The organism is Dictyobacter kobayashii (assembly GCF_003967555.1).
Lineage (GTDB): Bacteria > Chloroflexota > Ktedonobacteria > Ktedonobacterales > Ktedonobacteraceae > Dictyobacter > Dictyobacter kobayashii.
Map to the genome: position 1 here is coordinate 343,761 of NZ_BIFS01000002.1, position 21,127 is coordinate 364,887.

The 21,127-nt window shown below is 45.3% G+C and carries 17 protein-coding genes; 10 read left to right on the top strand and 7 right to left on the bottom strand.

Annotated features, from left to right (window positions below):
• Nucleotides 1–39: 39 nt before the first annotated feature.
• Nucleotides 40–423: a TraM recognition domain-containing protein gene (locus EL645_RS45890; RefSeq protein WP_126557713.1), complete on the bottom strand. Its 384-nt coding sequence runs from the start codon at nt 421–423 to the stop codon at nt 40–42.
• 48 nt (nt 424–471) lie between these two features.
• Entirely contained in the window at nt 472–1,590 is a 1,119-nt protein-coding gene (locus EL645_RS28260; protein ID WP_126554854.1) for a hypothetical protein, read from the bottom strand.
• Nucleotides 1,591–1,766: 176 nt separating this feature from the next.
• Here EL645_RS28260 and EL645_RS28265 point away from each other — a divergent pair, with 176 nt between their 5' ends.
• Both EL645_RS28265 and EL645_RS28270 read left to right on the top strand, forming a co-directional pair.
• A complete protein-coding gene (locus EL645_RS28265) occupies nt 1,767–2,570 on the top strand; it encodes a nucleotidyltransferase domain-containing protein (RefSeq protein WP_161977765.1) in 804 nt (267 codons plus the stop codon).
• A 240-nt stretch (nt 2,571–2,810) separates the two neighbouring features.
• Complete coding sequence (locus EL645_RS28270) at nt 2,811–4,760, top strand: AfsR/SARP family transcriptional regulator (protein ID WP_126554858.1); 1,950 nt, start codon at nt 2,811–2,813, stop codon at nt 4,758–4,760.
• Here the strand turns inward: EL645_RS28270 and EL645_RS28275 are convergent.
• On the bottom strand, nt 4,755–5,804 hold the full coding sequence (locus EL645_RS28275) for an alpha-hydroxy acid oxidase (protein WP_126554860.1): 1,050 nt from the start codon (nt 5,802–5,804) through the stop codon (nt 4,755–4,757). The two genes, EL645_RS28270 and EL645_RS28275, sit on opposite strands and share 6 nt — an antisense overlap.
• Before the next feature lie 419 nt (nt 5,805–6,223).
• Between EL645_RS28275 and EL645_RS28280 the strand changes: the two genes are divergently transcribed.
• The 8 genes from EL645_RS28280 (at nt 6,224) to EL645_RS28315 (ending at nt 15,434) form a co-directional block, all read left to right on the top strand.
• Nucleotides 6,224–6,994 carry a hypothetical protein gene (locus EL645_RS28280; protein WP_126554862.1) on the top strand — a complete coding sequence of 257 codons (771 nt, stop codon included), beginning with the start codon at nt 6,224–6,226 and terminating at the stop codon, nt 6,992–6,994.
• A gap of 14 nt (nt 6,995–7,008) precedes the next feature.
• A complete protein-coding gene (locus EL645_RS28285) occupies nt 7,009–8,637 on the top strand; it encodes a Rieske 2Fe-2S domain-containing protein (RefSeq protein ID WP_126554864.1) in 1,629 nt (542 codons plus the stop codon).
• A gap of 49 nt (nt 8,638–8,686) precedes the next feature.
• On the top strand, nt 8,687–9,385 hold the full coding sequence (locus EL645_RS28290) for a hypothetical protein (RefSeq protein WP_126554866.1): 699 nt from the start codon (nt 8,687–8,689) through the stop codon (nt 9,383–9,385).
• A 148-nt stretch (nt 9,386–9,533) separates the two neighbouring features.
• On the top strand, nt 9,534–10,367 hold the full coding sequence (locus tag EL645_RS28295; protein WP_126554868.1) for an endonuclease/exonuclease/phosphatase family protein: 834 nt from the start codon (nt 9,534–9,536) through the stop codon (nt 10,365–10,367).
• A 615-nt stretch (nt 10,368–10,982) separates the two neighbouring features.
• Complete coding sequence (locus EL645_RS28300) at nt 10,983–11,876, top strand: class I SAM-dependent methyltransferase (RefSeq protein WP_126554870.1); 894 nt, start codon at nt 10,983–10,985, stop codon at nt 11,874–11,876.
• Nucleotides 11,877–12,001: 125 nt separating this feature from the next.
• Entirely contained in the window at nt 12,002–12,307 is a 306-nt protein-coding gene (locus tag EL645_RS28305; RefSeq protein WP_126554872.1) for a hypothetical protein, read from the top strand.
• A gap of 616 nt (nt 12,308–12,923) precedes the next feature.
• Nucleotides 12,924–14,147 carry a hypothetical protein gene (locus EL645_RS28310; RefSeq protein ID WP_126554874.1) on the top strand — a complete coding sequence of 408 codons (1,224 nt, stop codon included), beginning with the start codon at nt 12,924–12,926 and terminating at the stop codon, nt 14,145–14,147.
• 771 nt (nt 14,148–14,918) lie between these two features.
• Complete coding sequence (locus EL645_RS28315; protein ID WP_246035608.1) at nt 14,919–15,434, top strand: response regulator; 516 nt, start codon at nt 14,919–14,921, stop codon at nt 15,432–15,434.
• A 419-nt stretch (nt 15,435–15,853) separates the two neighbouring features.
• Here the strand turns inward: EL645_RS28315 and EL645_RS28320 are convergent, their stop codons facing one another.
• The 4 genes from EL645_RS28320 to EL645_RS28335 all read right to left on the bottom strand — a co-directional run bounded on the left by EL645_RS28320 (nt 15,854) and on the right by EL645_RS28335 (nt 20,760).
• Nucleotides 15,854–17,161 (bottom strand): DMT family transporter, encoded by a 1,308-nt coding sequence (locus EL645_RS28320; RefSeq protein WP_126554878.1) that lies wholly within the window; start codon nt 17,159–17,161, stop codon nt 15,854–15,856.
• A gap of 165 nt (nt 17,162–17,326) precedes the next feature.
• Nucleotides 17,327–18,058 carry a hypothetical protein gene (locus EL645_RS28325; RefSeq protein WP_136625309.1) on the bottom strand — a complete coding sequence of 244 codons (732 nt, stop codon included), beginning with the start codon at nt 18,056–18,058 and terminating at the stop codon, nt 17,327–17,329.
• Nucleotides 18,059–18,129: 71 nt separating this feature from the next.
• Entirely contained in the window at nt 18,130–19,251 is a 1,122-nt protein-coding gene (locus tag EL645_RS28330; RefSeq protein ID WP_161977766.1) for a gamma-glutamyl-gamma-aminobutyrate hydrolase family protein, read from the bottom strand.
• Nucleotides 19,252–19,380: 129 nt separating this feature from the next.
• Nucleotides 19,381–20,760 carry a WD40 repeat domain-containing protein gene (locus EL645_RS28335; protein ID WP_126554884.1) on the bottom strand — a complete coding sequence of 460 codons (1,380 nt, stop codon included), beginning with the start codon at nt 20,758–20,760 and terminating at the stop codon, nt 19,381–19,383.
• Between the last annotated feature and the right edge of the window lie 367 nt (nt 20,761–21,127).

The window sequence follows — 21,127 nt, forward strand, 5'->3', positions numbered from 1 at the left end:
GAGTCATCTATAATAGCATTGGTGAACGTGAAGAATTGATCATGAGTATGGTGTCTTCTGGCATCTCGTCCGTATTTCATCCGACATGAGCAAACATCGACCCGTTTCGTCCTGGGTATGTGTTATGTTTTGTGGATCGGAGAACAGCCCTACACTATAGCCAGTGGTACTTGTCGACTCTTTTTTTATTGTACTATTCCCAATACGTTGACTGTAATACTCCGTTTCTTCTAACCCTGACCCTGGTAGTAGCAGATGAGTTACCGAGTTAGATAAAATATTCTTTCTTACTTCTTGCCCGTAGCGATCATCTAACTGGTTGAAGCTTTGTAAAACAATTAACAGTGCAACTCGCGATGATGGTACAGCTACACTAAACGGTGCCGGTTCGGAAGGCGACTGAGAGAAAAGGATTGGTAACAGTACCTCGCTCTCAGTCTACCTTACACCCAGATTGTATATTTTCACCTTTTATAAACGAACCAGCATATGATATTTGGTTTGCAATTCCTTAGCCCAATCATCTACTTCGCATAGTGGCATCTTCCTGCAGTCATATCCCAAAACTTCCCGGAATACAGACATTTCTTGTTCCGCAAATAAAACCGCCCCATCCTCATCTATACGTTCAATACCATCGAGTACAAGTCCGGATTCGTTGATGTGGATGGCGGTTTGTAATGGGATCTTCTCAGGTAGAACGACTTCTACTCCCTGCGCATCTACGCGGGCAGGATATCCGCCAGGCAACCCATTAGGACCGGGAACATGGGTAATAACACCAGTATCGTTGACGACCCCATCGAACACGACCGCTGCTGACGTTGCGGTCATGATATTCCCAACACCACCGCCAGTCCGCTTGAGCGTTGATGGAAGCTGTTGGAACACTTTTGCTCGGTCAATCTCAGAGGTTTGGTCGACTCCATTGATGAATACAGAGAAAGAGAGAGGAGCATCTTTGAGAGGGTGACGCGACATCCAATAACTGACATACCGAGACATAATCAGGCGAACATCCACCTGTTCTCGTGGCACATTAAGTATGCCCGCAACTGCTTGCCTGAGAGCTGGGACATTATTTGCCAGATCTCCAATCCCTGTGGTTGGGGCTAGGTCAACTTTTGCAAGGATAGGATTCACGACATCTGGATAAATTGCATTCAGTACATGGATTGTCTGACCGGACATTTTTACCGCTTGCATAAGTTTATAGATCAAAGAGAGATGCCAGGGAAGCCGAGGACCAAGTTGGGCTGACAGCAAGCGCTTTGCCAAAGGAGAGGGAAGATCCTGAAATACCTCTTTTTTCTGAAGAGTTGCAGCACATACAATGATATTTGGTTGAAAAACCGCAATGGTTTCTGCTGTTTGCTCTACATGCTCTAGATCGAGAGCCACACAAGCAACATTTGGTTCACATCCGAGCTGCAAAGCGGAAAAGAGCGAGAGATTCGTTCGCTGCTGAAGATATCCAAGGTTTCTTCCTCCCACAAGGAACGAATGCCGTCCAGGAATTCGAACAAGCAAGTCAAAAATGTGAGATCCGAGCTCACCCAAACCGATAAACAAGACGCGTTTTAAACTCACATTACCTCCACACGTTTAAATTCAGCACCAATCTCTTGAATGCTCTTCCTCGTAATGGAAAACAAGAAGATGAATGCGATAAGAAAAATTATCCTTATCTATTCAGAGGCATGTTACATCTTTATATAATATATAATTCATAGAAAGTCCTTATTTCTACTATGAAGGGTACAACAATGACTTCTTCATCAACACATTTATCCGATACCTTCTTGCAAAAGCTTGTTGCTGATATCGACAATGAAACAGTGACAGCCATCATTCTCCATGGAAGCTATGCGCGTGGAAACGCCAACCCACCTTATAGTGATATTGACATCGTAAGAATTACGAGAGAGACTTCAGAACGACACCAACAGAAACAATTCATCTGGTATGATAGCTATCTCCTCAACCTTTCGAGTCGTCCGCTTTCTATTTACAAAGAGTGGCTACGTATTCCACAAGAGGCTATCTTTCGATTATCGACCATACGGGATGCTCATATTCTGCTTGATAAAGAGGAAGTTTTTCATGCATTTCAGCAAGAAATCTCTCACTGGACATGGAGCTCTCTTCAGGCAGATGCAGATGCGTATGCGAGTAGACTGCTCGCCGAGTTATCCGAAGTTATTCTCAGAACGCTGGGAGCCATCCACAGAGGCGACACGACAATGCTTGTCGAACGCATCTGCCTGCATATTCTTCCAGCAGTGATGGAAGCTGTTGGTGTGCAAGGTGGGATTCTTGCAAGAGGGAATCACTATCTTCAGCAAGTTCAAGAAACAATAGGGCTTCAATCAGCCTGGACACAGTACTATATGCAAGCAGCAGGAGTATCCTCTTCCCCTCTTTCTATCGAACAACGAGGAATTGCGGCCATTCGTCTCTATCAGGAAACGGTGTCCAGTTTGGCGTCCCATATCCAACCAGAACACATGCAAACGATTGAAATATTACTCCATACGATTGATCATCTTCTGCAAAGAAAGGAGTACTAGCTCATATATATGTATCTCTGTTGACTATACTGCTTTCATCTACGGAAAAGATCTATCGTTTCTAATCCTGACATATCTAACTCGAAATGATATCAAGAGTAGTATAATATATACTCAGCGATCATACCATACTATTTGATCAGATAATTAAATGCTATGAAGCAGGAATTGTACTGTGCATACAAACAACGCAATAATGTAAAGAATAAGGCAAATAGATAGCAAGGAAATAGTTATATAATGAATGCTTCTATTGATATTAAGCCATCTCACTTCCCATCTGTTCGCGTTTGGCTCTGTGGGCCATTTAAGATCGAGTGGGTCGATCCTGAAACAGGTCACTCTATTCCTCTTTCTGAGGAAGATCTATGCGGAAAAGATGCTTCGCAAGCACTCTCACTATTCAAATTGCTGCTCTGTCAACCAGGACGACAGGCACATCGTGACTGGATCATGGAACAGTTCTGGCCAGAGCAAATGCACAGTGTTGCCGCTCACCGCTTCCACAATATCACATCAGCATTTCGCAAGATCTTGAACCCACCTGATGGTATTCCGCTCTTACCATCTATTACTGGAAGAAAAGATAGTAGTAGCATGTACTCGCTACCCACTTATCCCAGGTTGTGGGTTGATATTGATGCATTGATCTGGAATGTAGAACAAGCGGCACGTATGGATCGTTTTGGCGATGATAGTCTTCCTTTCTGGGAAAGGGCCTTTGCTCTGGCGAAACGTGGTCCTTTTTTAGCCGAAGAAACCTATGCTGCCTGGATCAAAGAACGGCAAGCGATGCTCAATGGCTCGTATCGCCAATGTGTCCATGCTCTCTGGCGTCTCTATATAGCGCGACACGCTGACGCAGGCAAAGCCGAGGCATTGCTCTTGCTACGTACATATTGGCAGCAATATAGAACAGACGAAGACGCATTGCGCCCACTTCTCGAATTACTAGGTGAACAGGAACGCTACCAAGAAGCTGAAGAATATTACCATCAATTTCTTGTTGCTCTTGCAGAGTTGGGACCAGATGAAGATGGGAAGCCCCACAAACCAGACCAGCGCACAAGTGATGTGCGAGAATACTTACAGGCTAAGCAAATTCAGCGTGAGCGCATGCATGTGCCTGGACAATTGTCAAGTGCGGGAGGCACCCCCCTTGAGCAGATCACAGCTCTTTCCCGCACAAACGGGCCAATAAATAGACGTGAAGCAAGCAAAATAATGGCAACTGTTGGAGCAAGTCTTCTCGTCACTTCCGACCTGCTCGGTATCATACACTCAGGGACAGCATTACACGATGAGGAAATACTCTCAATCTGCTCTGCCTCTCTTCCAGCCTTTTGGCGTCTGTACTTTGATGGGCAACTTTCAGAAGTACGACGCGTTTTACCAGGCCATATTTCTCAGTTGGCACTATTAACTCGACAACGCACTGGATCTCAACAACAAGCAGCAAGCCTGGCATCCAAAGCCCACCAGCTTGCATGTATGCTTGCATTGCAAGAACAAGATTATGGCGTAGCATTAATACATACCGAACAGGCACAACAATCTGCCCTTATAGCTGAAGATACGAATTTGCAGGTGGCTTCGCTCATCCGTAAAGCTCTTGTCTACCGTTACATCAATCGCTATCTGAGAAAATGCCCCGAACAAATACTAGAAACATACCAGGAAGCAATACAATATAGCTCTAGCTCTTCGGTGTCACCACTACTTCGAGGACGCCTCTACACTGGTCTGGCGGAGGCTCACAGTGAACTTGAACAAGAATATGAAGCCAAACATGCATTGGAAATCGCCTATACCATCTTCCCAGAGAAACCTCAAGAGGACCCTCATTTCACATATACTCACTTCAAACTTCCGCAAGGGTTTGAAGTCGTTGTGTATCTCAATCTTAAGCAAGCAGGAAAAGCCTGGGATATTCTGACAAAGATCGATGCCTCTGTACCAATGACAACAATACCTGATCGGGTAGAATTATCGATTGACCAGGCAAGAGCTTCCCTCTTATTTGGTGACATGCACCAGAGTGGCAAGTATGTAGAATTAGCAGCAAATTCGGCACACGTTCTTGGCTCTCATTTACGATATAATGAAACATACAATATCTACAAACAAATGCACATAAAATGGCCTCAAGAACAGTATATAAAAGGACTGGCCGAAATTTTTCGTTCATGATCTATGGTAACCATTAAGGTATCCGTTAAAGACCATTCTTCTCACGAAAGAAGGGTTTATAGTGGTCAGTGTAGAGCAACCGACGAGAGCCATTGCTTGCTCAAATTCAGTACGAACCATATCCAGCACATTGGCAACACCATCTGCTCCATTCACTGCTAACCCCCAGATAATCGGGCGGCCGACAAGAACGGCCTGTGCCCCCAAAGCTAATGCCTTGAGAACATCTGTGCCTCGCCGGATACCACTATCCATATAAATCTCACAGCGCCCGTTCACCGCTTCGATAATTTCAGGAAGCACTTCAAGCGTGGCTGGAACACCATCAAGTTGGCGACCACCATGATTAGAAACAATAATTCCATCCATACCATGATCAAGGGCGAGCAATGCATCTTCAGCAGTCAGAATACCTTTAAGCACAATAGGAAGAGATGTAAGAGAACGAAGCCAGGCAAGTGAACTCCAGGTCGGAAGTGAAGTAAAGCCATTTCCCATGGGCTCGTCGCCAAAGTTTGCTTTGTAGGCAGGTAGATGAAAATCGAGACGTTGTGCGGCTTCTTTCCTACCAGAGCGCGGTGCGTCTACAGTGATAACAAGAGCACGATAACCAGCAGCAGCAGCACGTTGGACAAGCCGCTCTGTCCACAGGCGATTAGGGGCAGTAAGTTGAAACCAAAGAGGACCTGTAGCGACTTGTGCAATCTCCTCTAAAGTACGAGATGAGAACGTGCTGACGATCATGATCGTCTTCGTAGAGGCAGAGGCTGTTGCGCATTCACCATCTGGATGTGCCAACCCTTGAAAACCTATGGGAGCAACAAGTATGGGCATTTCAACAGGGATTCCTAACACACGTGTGTTCATAGTAATACAACTGACATCAACAAGCACACGTGGCCGTAGTTGAACCTGTTCAAAAGCGCGACGATTCGCTCGCAATGTTATCTCATCATCTGCCCCGCCGGCAAAATACGCCCAAGTTCCAGCATCTAGAGATGTTTGGGCCAGAGATTCGTAATCGAAGACATTCACTAATTCCATGATAACAAGTAGCCCCCTTTTCTACGCGTATTGTAGCATTTCTATGCCAAAAATAGCCATAATATATGTTTCAAAGGGAGAGAAAACCAGCCAGTAACCATGTTGCATGTGGATAAGAGCACTCCGATGCCTCAAAAGTTCCTTGCGGATAATACCTACCATTTCGTGAGGAAAGGAGGCTGGTAGGAGTACATATGACAATCAAATCGTTCAATACAGGAGTCTGACAGGAGGTTAAATTGATATTATTGAATTAATGTACAAAGAAACTTTTTTATAAGCTGACATCATCTTCACGGGGATACTTTCTTTAGGCATCAAATTTTTCGAGTTCTGGTTATCCTACATTATGCAAAGGTACAACAAGTCATGGATATACTTTCTCAGATTGGGTTCTACCACCAGGAAAGGAACAATCAATGACCCATTTATTTCCAGAAACGGCACAATTTATTCACTCATTGCAAAAGAATGAGAACGTCCTGGGTATTCTCCTTGTGGGTTCAAAAAGCCAAGGTCATGATGATAGCGATTCTGATGATGATCTAGAAGTGGTAGTAACAGAAACATTGCATAATCTTGTTCCCCGCATTGAGCAATACCATGATCCGGTCACACACAAATTGCGTTATGATATTCGATATACCACACTGTCTGCCCTAAAGCAGAAAGTTGTCTCACCTCTGGATACAGAGCATTGGCCCTATGAGCATGCATCCGTGCTGTACGATGCTCAGGATGGCTTAATAAGAGATTTATGCACCGCTGTTGCTGAGATGGATGCATCATTTCGCACATTGCGCATTCGCTATGCGGCCGTAAGCACAACTGTCGCGATTGGTAAAGCATGTAAAGCACTACAACGCGGTTATAAGACATCATCACAATTGGTTGTATCTCGTGGAGCAATCATGCTTGCCAGGCTCCTTTTTGCGCTAGAATGGCGATGGAAACCAACTGATCACTGGCTAGAGCCAGAGTTACTGACCTTAAAAGATCCTGCTCAAGCATCTCTTTTATTGCTAGAAGCAGTGAGATCTAGCTCACCATATGCATTACGTGAAGCAATGAATCGACTTGAAAACACTTTTCTTCAAGAGGTCCCAAACAGAGAAGAACGTGCTCATCTCTATGGACAGATTATGCATTTCTCGCATGCTTCTCAACGAGAAATACATACACTCTTTTAGGAGGAAGATCACTCATGAAAATTACCTATCTCGGTCATGCAGGCCTTTTTATTGAGACGCAATTTGGATCAATCCTCTGTGATCCTTGGTATACTCCTGCTTACTTTTCTTCGTGGTTTCCTTTTCCTGACAATGAGATGCTTATGCGAACAAAAGTTGGATGCAAACCAACGTATCTATATATTTCACATCTGCATCAAGATCACTTTGATCAGACATACTTAAAACAGTATGTCTGGTCAGGAGCAACTGTTTTACTCCCAGATTATCCTTTACCTCTACTGGAACGTGCTTTGCGCAACATTGGGTTCACTCGGTTTCGCCAAACAACCAGCGGACAATGGCTCAATTTGAATCGATTGAAAGTAATGACACTCGCCACAGTCAGCCCTTCAGATGGGCCTCTTGGAGATTGCGCGCTCGTAGTAGATGATGGTAAGACGCGCATTTTCAATCAAAATGATGCTCGACCACTGGATCTCACACCTCTTTTGGAAGATGGACGACCAGTGTCTGCACATTTCCTTCAATTCTCGGGAGCAATTTGGTACCCAATGGTTTATGACTATCCAGAACAGATGATGCGAACGTTAGGAGGCAAAAAGCGTGAAAATGAAATGGCACGTGCCTTGTACTATATCAAACAGGTCAAGGCAGCCCATGTTTTTCCTTCCTCAGGCCCAGCTTGTTTTTTAGATCCATCACTGTTCCAGTACAATGATTTTGATTGCGATTCTACCAATACCTTTCCTGATCAAGTTGTGTTCCTAGATTACATGAAAGAACATGGCTACAAAAATGGTCATTTGATTATCCCCGAAAGTTGTCTCATGTTTGAGCAAGGAACGGTAACCATCAAACATCCTTATCCAGAATTAGGCATACGTGAATCCATCTTCCATCACAAAAAAGCGTATCTGGAAGCATATCAACGTCGTCAATTATCACGGATTAAAGCTAATCTGGCAGCGCATTCATGTCAGCAAATTTCCATTGTTGCTGCGCTAAAAGAATGGTTTGAACCTCTGCTAGCACAGGCAGATTACCTTTGTTATGGTATTGGCGGGCGTATTGTGCTGGATTGTGGTGACGAAGCTATAGTGATCGATACCCTCTCTCGTCAGGTATATGCCTGGAATCGGGAAATAGATTGGAAATACTATTTTCGTATTCATCGATCATTAGTGGAACAATGTATCGCGACCCGCCAAGAAGATTGGGTTAACGCACTTTTCTTATCGTTTCGTTTTATAGCACAACGTAAAGGCACCTACAATGAATACATCTATACCTTTTTTAAGTGCCTTTCAGAAGAACGTTTACGCTACGCAGAGAACTATTACCAACACAAAGCTGAAGCCATCAGTACGTTTGAACAACACGGCTATCGTATACAGCGCATCTGCCCCCATGCAGGAGCAGACCTTTCTCGTTATGGGTCATTTGATCTGGAGCAAGGTATTCTCACATGTAAGATGCACGGATGGCAATTTGATCTCAAAACAGGGCAATGCCTGACCTCGGAAAAGCATCTCATTTCTATCGGTCCATCAAAGGATGCTGACTCTGTAGAAAAAACATATACTCAACGCTCTCCATGTAGTCACTGTTGGTTTCGCCAAGAAGAATCACTGAAAAAATGACACCTATTGATCTGTGTATTCATCAGTCCTTTCACCACAAGGAGGTTGTATGTTTTCAACTATTGCTACAGTCGACGCATATTTATGTAATGCATTAGCCCAGCCATCAGCTGCCATGGAATCAAAAGCGCTCATACAGTATATTGGCACACGCGAAATGATCCTATCGATGCTAAAATCGCTCATAACAGACGAAGAACAGCTCCGCCGCGTCGCCTCGATGTCATATCCTCATCGCAATGGTTTCGATCGCATTGTGCTCATTAAATCCTCACACCCCGAATACAAACTGCGATTACACATCTGGTGGCCTCAACATTCGCACCCAATCGTAGAAACAATCCATAATCACGCCTGGAACTTTAGCTCATCCGTCTTGACTGGAGCCTTCCAATTTCAGTCCTATATACAGGATAAAGACGGGGACGAAATGTACCACTACAGCATTGGCTCCGACTCTATCATGAAATTTGTCGCCAAAACAAAACTGATCTGCGTTTACGATGCCATGATCTGTGCTGGCTGTTCCTACAGTTTCCAACATACTATCCCACATCGAGTAATCAATGTGCCGGATTTGATGACCTCAACACTCATCCTTCAAACTTCAAACCAAAAGATCTCCTCTGATGTATTTATTGAGCAACCGTTTGAGCAAGAAGTAATGGCTGTTTCCAAATTCACACGTGATGAGTTACAGCTAAAGCTCAAACAGTACATAGTGATGCTCGAAAAAACTTATCTGTAGGTCACTTTCACAGGCAATCGAGAGATATGGATCATGACTCTCGATTGCTTGCTTCTCTTGCATTATTAAAAAGTTAAACACCTGTGATATCCTATTTTATTGTCTTATGATACACTTTAGAGAAAGCAAAAAGTCTTAGAGGCAAGGAATGACAGATACAAATAATTTTACGTTCTCACTTGCAAGTTTCAATACACATGGTGTGGTTTTTCCATCATTATTAGTAAGGGAGAAACATAGCCTCATCGGTCAGAGCTTGGAGCAACTTTCGCCTGATATGATCAATCTCCAAGAAGTATGGTCCTATGATTCGCTTCGTGTGTTCAAAAAATCGCTTTGTTCCTATCCTTATGCTGCCTATAAGCATGGAATATTCGGCCCAAAAGCTGGTTTAGTCACCTTCTCACGATTTCCTCTTACGGCAGTTGAATTTGTTAACTTTCCTCCAGTAGCTGAACCGAGAAAAAAAAAGTGGATCAATCAACTAAAAAGATCCTTGAAAAAAAAAGGAGTGCTCGTATCTACATACACTGAAAATTTGTTGACCATCTGTAATGTTCATTTAGTAGCCAATGGTGACGCCGATTGGTCAGCAAGTAGTAGATACTATAGCGCACATGAACATGATATCGCCGCTCTCACGGATCTTCTGAACCTCTTTACTCAAAAAGAAAGTGGGCAACTTATTATAGTTTCTGGTGATTTTAACATTCCCAAATGTAGCGATCTTTATCAAAAATTCATCGCTATTTCCCAGGCTACGGATCTTTTTGAATATGATGAAAGTCCGACCTATCATAAAGAGTTTCTCTTTCCTGGTCAAATTCCACACCGTATTGATTATATCTTTGCTTTTTCACAAAGTCCGTTACATATTGGCCACAAAGAACTACTTTTTCAGGAAAGATTCTCTCTATCTAGCGGTGAATATCAGTACCTTTCCGATCATATTGGTCTTTGCATCCGCATTCATACTCGTTAATAACCTGCACTGCAGTCAACACTAGCGACTTTAGCAGATTACACTCCTATCATGCTTTTTCTTATGCAGATATAATTCCTTCTCCATAATTCAATAGAAAAAGTGATAAAAATATGCTTCTACTACGTTAACTCGTGTCCAACATCTACTGTGTTTACTTTGTCGCTCAACCACAGAAGAAACTTATGAAAAAAAGAGGTTCGTAGGAGTCAAAATGGCATATTTTGTGCACGCTGCAGGAGTTTCACAGGAGAGCAACTTGCTACTATTAGAAGTAGCATATAACCGCAACTAGTCAGAACGGCCCCAGTAGGCTGGCTTAAGGCGTCTTCCAATATCAATTTTTGATTGCAAAAACTGCGCGTATCGGTCAGCTGCATACAGATTTGCGAGAGGTTATTGGCGACACAAGCATCACAATAGTCGCGGAAGCGTTGGACCAGAGTCCCGATAAGACAAAAAATTTACAACAACCAACAGGTATGAAAAATTTGATAGGGTTATTCATGAAAAACAGATTAAAATCAGACCTCATGTAAATACAGCTGCAGAACATTTATTTTCTATAAAGTCTGTACATGAGCCATTTTGATGATGAAAGGTAGGATGTAAACAATGGGGATTCTCCTCCATCTTTTTCATAGGAAACGCAAAACACGATCAACACAGCTCGTACCTCGGAGTCCGGTTGTCACGATTGAAGGTCGGATACATCGAAGAGACGTTCCATATCTCTTACCTAAAGATACCCAGGAAACTCACCGTCTCGATTTTCAGCACTTCGGGCTCAAGTTACTCCTAGGGGGCAACTACAAAGCACCTATCGATCCAACCAGGACACACAGTATCCTGGATGTTGGAAGCGGAACCGGAAGATGGATAGCCGAAATGGCACAAGAGTTTCCACAGGCACATATCTACGGCATCGATACTGATACTCCTGCACCACATATTCAATTTCCACCGCAATGCCATTTTAGCAAAAGCGATATTCTCAAAGGTTTGCCTTACGTTGATAGTAGCTTTTATTACGTGCACCAACGGCTCCTCGTTGGGGGAATTCCAACTTATCAATGGCCAGCCATTCTGCAAGAATTGATTCGTGTGACCCAATCAGATGGATGGATCGAGTTGTTAGAAACGGGCAATGTCTACCACAACACAGGTCCAGCCACAAAGCAATTACAAGCGTGGTGGGATGAAGGGATGACGACACATGGCTTTGACCTTTCGATCATGCCAACCATCGATGCTCTTCTTACCAATCATGGTTTAATCAATGTCCACATGGAAAAAATCCAGGTACCTCTAGGGGCATGGGCTGGCCGACCTGGAGATCTTTTAGGTATCGATATTTTTGAAGTATTCAAATCCTTTAAAGGCGTGTATGTCGATAAATTAGGGATAAAACCAGAGCTTTTTGACCAGGTCGTTGCACTCTTACCAGAGGAATGGGAACACCATCATACGACCTACGAATTTTACTCAGTTTTTGGTCAAAAACCCTAATGAGTGAGCGGGACATGAATAAAAAAATAAAGCCAGAGGATTCGAGGAAGATACTTCACATTGACATACCAATCACTACAGTACCAGCAGAGCAACAGATAATATCTGACAAATAGGAGGCACCTGTGAGTGGATATGATACCTGGCCAACAATACAAATCTTTGATACCTATAGATCCCATGCGCTAAAAAATGAACAGCCAAACAAAGAAAGGATAGGTATTTATACTTTTCAATTTGCTTTGGATAATAGCGGCGTGATAATACAACGAGGAGTATATGGCAATATTGAACACACCTGGGAAATACACCAGTCTAGTCTGGGTAGTAAAGAAGAAGCCATAAAACATCATTGGACAATGTTAACGCGAATGTCTCAAAACGATTTTACCTATGTAGAAACAGAGCTAACCAAGCTGACACAGCAATAAGGTAGAAGGCAACTGCCCTATCGTTGCACATACACAAGCCCCTTCCTTCAATCTCTCTTCTGGGGAGGTTATTTCTGGGCTTCTTAGTAGGCTTCCTAGGGCAAAATTTTGCGCTTAGCTTGATCAAACCAAGTGGGATTCCATCTTCTCCATAAATACTTTAATTCCAGTTAATATATATAGCAGGTAGTTCATCTAGATATGGCATCAGCTCATTGCAATGAGCGGTTTGCCAGGATGGTTTGATCCCGAAGCCTCTTGCCTATGCACCTCCGCGTGCACGGCACCTAACTTGAATTGAAGGTCACTGCATGCTGATTTCATGCTACTAATCATCTCACAAGAACGGGTACAGACCAAGCGGGTAATCACTTGCCCAGTTGTATCACATGCAATGATGACCAGGCTGGTAGGGAACGATAACGAACCTACTTCTCCCCATCCTACTCCACGCTGCCTCTCCTCTACGCTTCGCCTGCCCTTCCACTCCTCCCATGAGCTGATTAAACTTATTGTCGAGCGAGAAAGATCGCGAATATAGCTTTATCACCTTGTAGAGCCATAGGTCTATTGAAAATCTTAATTGAGATACTTCATGCAAAAGGAAGGTCATGCAATGCAAAACAAACCATCAGAAGAGTCGCAGGATCAGACAGTCTTCACGCCTCAAGTACCATCGATGTCGGGTTCCCAACCTCCTCTTCATGGAGGGAAGTCGGTACAACCAGAAAATAATCAATCATTGTTTTATACCCAGGAAGATGATCTTGATCTCCATATTCCTCTTATTGATGAGCAAGAAGACCAGATGGATCAGAGCTCCCCTTTCGTCTTACCGTTTCAGAATTCTGCTGCCATGCCAACGATAGCCACTATGAATGCTCAAGGCCAGGGGCCGATAGGAACTCCACCACCAATAGCCACTTTAACAGGAACAAAACGTTGGGGATCGTTTCAACTACTCAAATTTCTTCTTATTGGGAGCGTTGTGCTCATTACTATTGTTGGCGCAAGCTTGATCGTTTTTGCTCAGTCAGCAACTTCGCCAAATACAACACAAATTCATAGCACACACACACCTGGGACGATAGGAACATCTCATGTAACGACATCCAAGCCTACACAAGGGCCGCCCGCAAAAACACAGACACCGGCCACTCAATCATCTCCACAAGCAACAACGGCGCCCACTCGTCAAGGGCAAGGAATGCAAGGATCAGATAGTTCGCCTGCAGGAAATATTCCTTCCACACAACTGCTGGACCAGATTGGATGGACGCAAGCCGGTCTCACATTAGGGGATGCCTTTGAAGCGATACGAACAGGTAGTACCTTTACAGATAGGGAGATGAGCTATGACTACCGCAACATTGGGACTCCAACAAACCATAGTGGAACACTCACTGGAGCAATGTTCCTGCTCACCCCTGGTGGTCAGGTCCGCTTCATTCACAATGATGTGCGTATGATTAATAATGCGCTCTATGACAAGGTACATGCGGGAAAAATCATTCAGCAGGTTGTGAATGCACAGCCATCCCTCGTCCAATTCCAAATCGTAGAGGTCCAGGGGCAGCAGCACAAGTTTGCCTGGATAAACGTTGCATTCGAGCTGCTTCAATCAAAGATCGATCCTGCCAGCGGGAAGCGCGTAGAACGTATTCAAGTCGATCCGGCAACGGGTCAGCCGATTCTGAATCACATGGCAGTGGTATTAGTACGAATCTCTCCACAGACGCAGGGCGCCAACGCCCCAATGGGTGGCACCGGTTGGCTTGTCGACACGTATGAGCTAGATACCAACACTCTTCCAGCTATCGCAACCGATCCATCTCTCTAGAGAATGAACATAATGTCATCGCTTCCAATGCATAAAATCGCCAGAATTTTGAGCTTGAATTGATGCATCGCATCCATAGTGCTTTTCCCAGCGCATAACGTTGTCAAACCAAAAAGATCGAACCTAATTCATTTATAGAAGTCCCTTCAAGGAGGCGCACCAGAAACGCCATGCGCGTGGCACGGATGGACATCCCATCAGTGCCACGCGCATGGCGTTGAGCTTGCCACTACTCGACAGCAAACCAATTGAGAGAAGCAAAAAAACGTGATGTAGCCCTGTAGGAGAAGAACATGACCGAGGAGAGTTGCAACGGCAAGCTGGTTAAAGATGTGAAATGCAGATATCATAGCACAGGCTCCTTTTGTGAATAAACACATGTTGTTATGAAAAATCTGCAAAAGGAGCCTCTTCTTTGTCAATAGAGAGAAAATCTTCGAGCCAAAAACTCCTCCACTCAAGAACTAGTTGTGAACAAAAAGAAAAAAGGAGTTTCGTAGGAATCGAAGTGACATATTTTGTACGAGGAGAAGGAGTTTCATAAGAGGACGGATTGCTATTATTAGAAGTAGCACAGAACAGTGCAAGATGCTTTCAATGAACCTACTGGCTTATCACACAATGGGACACGCTCCATATAATCACGATATCGCTAAAGAATGGTGCAAGAAGACGAGGGTGCTAAAAAGCAGAAGGAACATTCTATGAAAAGATTTCCAAGCCCATTCTTTCTCTCACACACCTACGACATTCAGCAAATGGAGAAGCGCGATGAGAAAAATACACTTGAACAATACTGCTAGCCTTGCCACGACTAGCGTAGTAAATTGGGCTGAGGCAAACACAACATGGCATACTGCTGCTCCCATCATTACTAGTACTCAACAGGTAGCTATAGCTCAAAATCCATGGATAATGGTCATTGATGACTCGGCCACCATCAGAAAAATCCTAGAAACCTGCCTTGGTCGTGAAGGATATGAAGTAAAGAGCTTTCCTGACGGCGTAGCAGCAATGAGGTGGCTTGCAGAATCTGATACTTGCATCCCCAACCTGATTATTTTGGACATAGAACTTCCACAAATGGATGGGTACGAAGTCGCCCGCCGACTCAAAAACAAACCCCAAATGGGCCAGGCCGTAATCATCATGCTTACCCGGCGCGATGGTGTAGCTGATAGGCTCAAAGGTCGTCTCGCTGGAGCAAAAGATTACCTCGTCAAACCGTTTCGGACCCAAACCCTTCTTTCAATTGTTGAAACTCATCTGGGCAAACCTACTCATTAAGGAGAGAAAATAATAACGAGAAAATGGAGGGCCACTGGTATGAACAATCATTCTGGCACACAGGATATTTACGATACCGAGAATCATTGTGCAAAATGTGGTGCACGATTGTATATATCAACTACTGATATCCCCTTTGTACTCAACTCACTCAGAATGACAGGCCTGGCTGGCCTCATGTGCATATGTGGCCACACCCAGTTTATTGGGTCGGATCTTATGCCGAGGCCGCATCCGCAGAAACGGAACGATTAAGCAGCGTATGAACAACGGTTCTTCTAAATGAATGTTTTCCAATATAAACTCAATAATCTATAATCCCATACCATCATATATTTCAGAAAATATACTATTTTTCCACTGATATAAGTCAAAGCTTGTGTTACAGTCATACAACCATCAAGAAAAGGCATCACTTTCTACGGGATGAATTTTGCCATCAAATGAGAAGAAACGTGCCACGATGGATGAATCATATAGTATTTTATCGCTCGGCTATCCTGATAAGAAATCACCAATCCCCGCTTTTGCAAGACTCCCAGAAATCGATGCACACATCCACAAGGGATACCAGTCAAGCATTGGAGCGTTCGAAGATCAACTCCTTCTGGAGCCAACCACAGATGTGCAAGAAGAGCACGTGCATGCCTCCCTTGAGGCCAATGTGGTCTCAAAAGGTCCTTTCTTGTATCATTCACTTTCTTATGGGAGAAAGGCACTATTCGCACCGCGTGAGGAGTGTTCTTCCAGCCAGATAATGCTTGCAACGCCAGGCTTCCCATCATCAATGCGCCTCCAACATACACAAGGAGAAGGAAACGTTCATGAGCAAAGAAAAAGGCGAAAAAAGCACCCTCAACTGGCTCTAGCATACCAAGAAAGGTCAAAAGCACCCCATTGACATACCGTCGCATCACCATCATCGTCGCCATTGGCAAAAGAGTTGTTGCGATGCCAACGTACACAAAAGTTGCAACATCCTGTGGCACCACAAAGTGAACAGAGTGCCAATTGCCAAAAATAAGTGCATAGATGAACACCTCTACAGCCATCGTGAGCCACTCAATCCCTAAAACGGCACACAGTGAGAACACATGTTGTTGTTTTGGTCGAAGGCACAACTTCTCAATGAGAAAAGAATATCCAGTGAGAAGTAGTCCTCCCATAAAGGCAAGAGCATCACCCATCCAATGCATATCTGAAACGGACAACAATACGACAATTCCTAGAACAGAACACAAACAGGCGAGCCATGTCAAAAAAGATATGCGGCGCCGAAAGAGAAACCATGAGATAAGGATAACAATAATGCCATTCATAGTAGAAAACATTGCTATTTCCGTGATACTTGTGTATACCATTGCCAGCGTCAGAAACAGCAATGCGATAGCCATGCAACTTCCCAATCCACATCCCCATAGAAGTGATCGCCAACTGATCCTCCAACGTGACCAGATGAGGAGAAAGATTGCAGGCGGAACAAGCCATACCATTTGAGCAACAAGAAACCAAGCAGTATCAACGCGATCAAGCGCCGGTTTAGCAACAGGATAGAACGAGGCAGAAAACAAGCTCATGAGGATAAATGCTCCGTATCCACATAAGCGTAGAGAGCCTTTTGCATACTGAAAAAGCATCTGGCCAATTCTTGGAACAATGTGATGCCTCTTCTTCTGTTGACACAATAATTGTGTGCTTTTTGAAAGAGAAAAATCAGCTAGTATCATCCGCGTTGCCTTCCTTCTTCTGTCACTATCACCAGAAAACGCTTCAGTCCTTGAGAGGCATTCACGCCTACACAGAACTGGCAGTTTCACAACGTCTGGCGCTTCCCTTGGTTCTGCCAAAGTGCCATACCCTCATTTTCTCGTTCTTGAGCTCAAGAGCACATATCATAACGCTTCGTTGCCTTTACCTACAAAGGCATCTGTTCTTCTTTGAAAGATGATTCTTCCGTGCAATTTCTTGATCTGATAGAACTTTTTCTGGCCATCATCATGTGACAAATCGTCTGCGTAGTACGATCGCAGTGTCCGTAATCGTTGCCGCACATGGAGCACCTCTAAATGCTCCGTCTGCCTTTGATGCGCGCTATTCCACTCAGAGGAGATCCATCGATCTCGCTGTAAGGAAAGCAGTTCACCGGTCTGTCGGGATGGAGGTTCAGGTGGGAGTGCAATTCTCTCACCCGTTGCGAAGAAGGCCATTGTCTTAAGGGTATTCTTCTTTTGAGCAGGTCGTCTCTTTGGTCGATACTTGAGGATGAACTTCAACGTGATCCACAGGAGGATTCCAGCTCCTCCTCCCGCGCCAGCCAGGCCAATGGGAAATACAGAGGATGGGAAGGGGAAAGCAGGGAGCGGGAGCGGCTGGCAAACAGGTGCACCTGAAAACAGAATGACAAAGCTGGCAACCATGCCTGGTGTAACCCCGAGAAGCAGAACAACAGGATGTGTTGCAATGAATCTGGTCACCTGAAACGCAGGCCGAGAAGGAGAACTTTCACATCCTTCTCGTTTTGGTTGTGGCACACAAGCTTGGCGTGCAGCAGATGTCTCGCTACGCTTCTTTTTTTCTCGAAATGGCAAAGGGAGATCTCTATACGTGCTCAGATAGGTAGACATTGATCGTCTCCTTCTACTTAGGACATACCAGTAATAATGAGTGAGACCGCGATAAAAACGAGAAACATATGTCACCGCGAAGCTACTTTCATTCGCTGGCGCCTGATCTTGTTCAATTCTTCCTTTGTTGGTTGATGTGACCTCTGCCGAACACGTTCATGCCCTCCTGATCCATGCAACGCTGGTAGAGGCGTTGAAAGGGTATGAGATCGCGGGCGTTTATCTCGCGGGGCAGCCTGATGAGATACAGGTAGAAGTGGCTGATTCTGTGTCACGAGATCATACACAGTGGCACAAATCGTATCGCGAGCAGATTCCCAGCCATGCTGTTGCTGTCTGATACGGTCAAAGGACTGGCAGGCATGGAGAAAGGCCTCAAAAAGGGTCGTTCCATACGCCTGATCTAACCCCCAATCAAGTCGTCCAATAATACCTAGACCAAAGGCTCCATCCCTTCGCTCAAAAGCGACAACAGCCCCGTCTTCGGACTGCGCACAAGGTCGGAGTCCTGGTGCCAATCTCTCTACGCCCTGCTGCGGCATAAAGGCCAGTTCCCAGGGCTTCTGCTCACCATCCTGCGAACGAATGGCTGGTTGGAGAGCAGTCGCAAGCGTACTCTGTGCTCGAACGCGGATCATATGACGGTCCCAGGTATCTGGCGTGATTGTAGCCGCCTGCTCCAGGTCTCTTGGCGCTTCTCCTCGTTTCCCTCCCAACGCATTATTCCATTTTTCTGCGCCATCGGCGATGGCGAGAACAGGCATACCCATGTACGTAGCCAGTTGTGCAAGCGCAATCTCCCACGCGATCGGCCAACTATCAGGCCCTGGCTCCTGCTCGCGTTCTTTCCAGGAGGAGTACCAGTCTGTTCCCTGAATACCTGCTGGCAGCAACAAACCGTCCATAGACTGCATCAGCGACCAGAGGGATTGGTAGATATGCTTGTGTGTTGGAAAAGGCCACAGTGGGATCAGAAAAATCCTCGCCCCCATGCGCTCGACAGCCCATGCACCAAGCGCATCCGCCACGAACAACGGCCCTTGATTACCTTGCTTGACAGGAATGGGAATGCCGATAATGGGTTGATACTCCTGTGAACCTTCCGCATCCCACTCATCGTGTGACTTTTCGTGTGGGGCATCATGGGTATCAGTCATCTCTAGCACAGGTATTGTATGTGTAGAATCAGTCATTATGATCGTTTCCTTTCTAGCAACCATATAACAAGGTAAACAATGCATCATAATGAGAAAGGCACGTGATAGATGAGGCCTCCTTTCTCAACAGGCACGTATCGAATTTGTTCATACTATTCCTTCCCCCTACACCTGAATATGCCAAAGAGTGACGTGTTGGCCGAGCGCTCCCGCGAGAAGCAGGCCAGAAGGTGACCATGAAAGAGCAACAGGCACATCGTGTTGCCGTTGTATCAGCAACGGTTTCAATGTCTGCATGGACCAAATGATGAGTTGTTTATCATCCCCACTCGTTGCAAGCCGTGTCCCATCAGGGGAAAAGGCGAGAGCCCGTACAGGTTGCGTGTGTCCCTGCAGATGGATGGCTCCATCAAGGCAATGTATGCCAAAGACATCTGGCACCTGGCGCTGACAAATTCGTCCATCACCCCACAGAAAGACCACTCCATCATCGCCTCCAATAGCTAGCCTCCCTTGTAAGGAAAATGCAGCCGTTCGCAATGGATGCTGGCTCTGAGAGTAGTAGCCATGGATTTCCTGTCCACTGAGCGCACTCCACACACGTGCAACCCCTCCATCAGATGCGGTCGCCACCGTCGTTGCCAGAACCGCAAGCGTCTCTATAGCTGAGGTATGCCCACGGAAGATCATGAGTGGTTGATGCGACTGCGCACTCCACACGATGGCTGTTTTGTCCGTTCCTGCAGAGAGCGCAAGTGGGATAGTCCCCTGCGCCCATCCGAGAGAGGTAATCGAAGCCGTATGTTGTGCTCCGTTTTCAGCGAGTAGCGCGCCTGTTTGCGCATTGAAAAAGGAAACAGTAGTGGCAGTGGCAGCTAGAAGTTGCGCACCATCAGGCGACCAGGCAAGAGCACGCACATGCGCAGGAAACTGATGCTTGTAAAGAACAGTTCCATCCACATCCCATACAAAAGCCATCCCATCGTTGCCTCCTGATGCCACCATACGCCCGTCAGGAGACCAGGTGAGTGTTCTCACTTGCTGCTGGTGCTGACTAAAGAACGTACGCACAGCGATTGGCGTGGTCGCCTTTGGTGGTTGAATGAGGAGACGTTGTGCAAATGCAGTCGTTACGCCAGAACCCAACCCCAAAAAACTGAAAGCGGCCAGAACGCTGATCAGAGATCGCCGAGAAAAACGCGTCGCCGTAATGGGTATCTGGTTGGCACGTTTTCTTTCCCTTCCTCGCCCTCGCATCGCCATCGTGTTCGGATGCTCTGGTTCAAGGATGAAACGGCTACCAGAGGGGAAATGTGCATCCACAAATCGACCAGTTGTAGGTAACCTCTGATCTCCAGATATCGAGCGCAAGCGATAGGTAAGTGGAGAGCCAAAGGTATCGACCACAGGATACCCAAGGCGTGCAGCCAGGGTAGTAACCCACGGCCCAATTGCTGCTTGATCATCTACACGCACCTGAACACTTGTTGGAGCTTGCTTCCCACGGAGAGAGGGCCGCACAATAACGAGTTGCCGTAGTGCCATCGTTTCTTTCTCTTCCTCCTCTTCCGGCCTCCAGATTCCTGGTGGAATACAGTAAAAGGACAATCAACAAGAGTGAGTATAGCGGCGAGAGAGGGACAGTACGGAGGTGGGGTAGGGAGAGGTAGGTGTAAGGGAAGATAGATTTCTACCCTTTATAAGATGGGCAGGTGAGATATTCTCATTATACATGGAGCTAAACAACAGGTAGGATGTGATAGGGTATGGAGAAGTAGGTTGGAGAGAAGTGTTTGCATATTGCTGTGTCTTCTCCAATAGCACATTTCCTTATAAGCACAACCTCTATGCAAAAAACAAAAGAAGATGCTATTCACTCCTTTGGTTCCTCAAAGGATAAAACAAAAGGAAA

Bases quoted from the DNA above. Each gene is read 5' to 3' on its own strand.
- EL645_RS28335 (WP_126554884.1), bottom strand. From the start codon at position 20,760: ATGGCACTACGGCAACTCGTTATTGTGCGGCCCTCTCTCCGTGGGAAG.
- EL645_RS28270 (WP_126554858.1), top strand. From the start codon at position 2,811: ATGAATGCTTCTATTGATATTAAGCCATCTCACTTCCCATCTGTTCGC.
- EL645_RS28300 (WP_126554870.1), top strand. From the start codon at position 10,983: ATGGGGATTCTCCTCCATCTTTTTCATAGGAAACGCAAAACACGATCA.
- EL645_RS28325 (WP_136625309.1), bottom strand. From the start codon at position 18,058: ATGTCTACCTATCTGAGCACGTATAGAGATCTCCCTTTGCCATTTCGA.
- EL645_RS28265 (WP_161977765.1), top strand. From the start codon at position 1,767: ATGACTTCTTCATCAACACATTTATCCGATACCTTCTTGCAAAAGCTT.
- EL645_RS28330 (WP_161977766.1), bottom strand. From the start codon at position 19,251: ATGACTGATTCTACACATACAATACCTGTGCTAGAGATGACTGATACC.
- EL645_RS28285 (WP_126554864.1), top strand. From the start codon at position 7,009: ATGAAAATTACCTATCTCGGTCATGCAGGCCTTTTTATTGAGACGCAA.
- EL645_RS28290 (WP_126554866.1), top strand. From the start codon at position 8,687: ATGTTTTCAACTATTGCTACAGTCGACGCATATTTATGTAATGCATTA.
- EL645_RS28310 (WP_126554874.1), top strand. From the start codon at position 12,924: ATGCAAAACAAACCATCAGAAGAGTCGCAGGATCAGACAGTCTTCACG.
- EL645_RS28275 (WP_126554860.1), bottom strand. From the start codon at position 5,804: ATGGAATTAGTGAATGTCTTCGATTACGAATCTCTGGCCCAAACATCT.
- EL645_RS28320 (WP_126554878.1), bottom strand. From the start codon at position 17,161: ATGATACTAGCTGATTTTTCTCTTTCAAAAAGCACACAATTATTGTGT.
- EL645_RS28315 (WP_246035608.1), top strand. From the start codon at position 14,919: ATGAGAAAAATACACTTGAACAATACTGCTAGCCTTGCCACGACTAGC.
- EL645_RS28280 (WP_126554862.1), top strand. From the start codon at position 6,224: ATGACCCATTTATTTCCAGAAACGGCACAATTTATTCACTCATTGCAA.
- EL645_RS28295 (WP_126554868.1), top strand. From the start codon at position 9,534: ATGACAGATACAAATAATTTTACGTTCTCACTTGCAAGTTTCAATACA.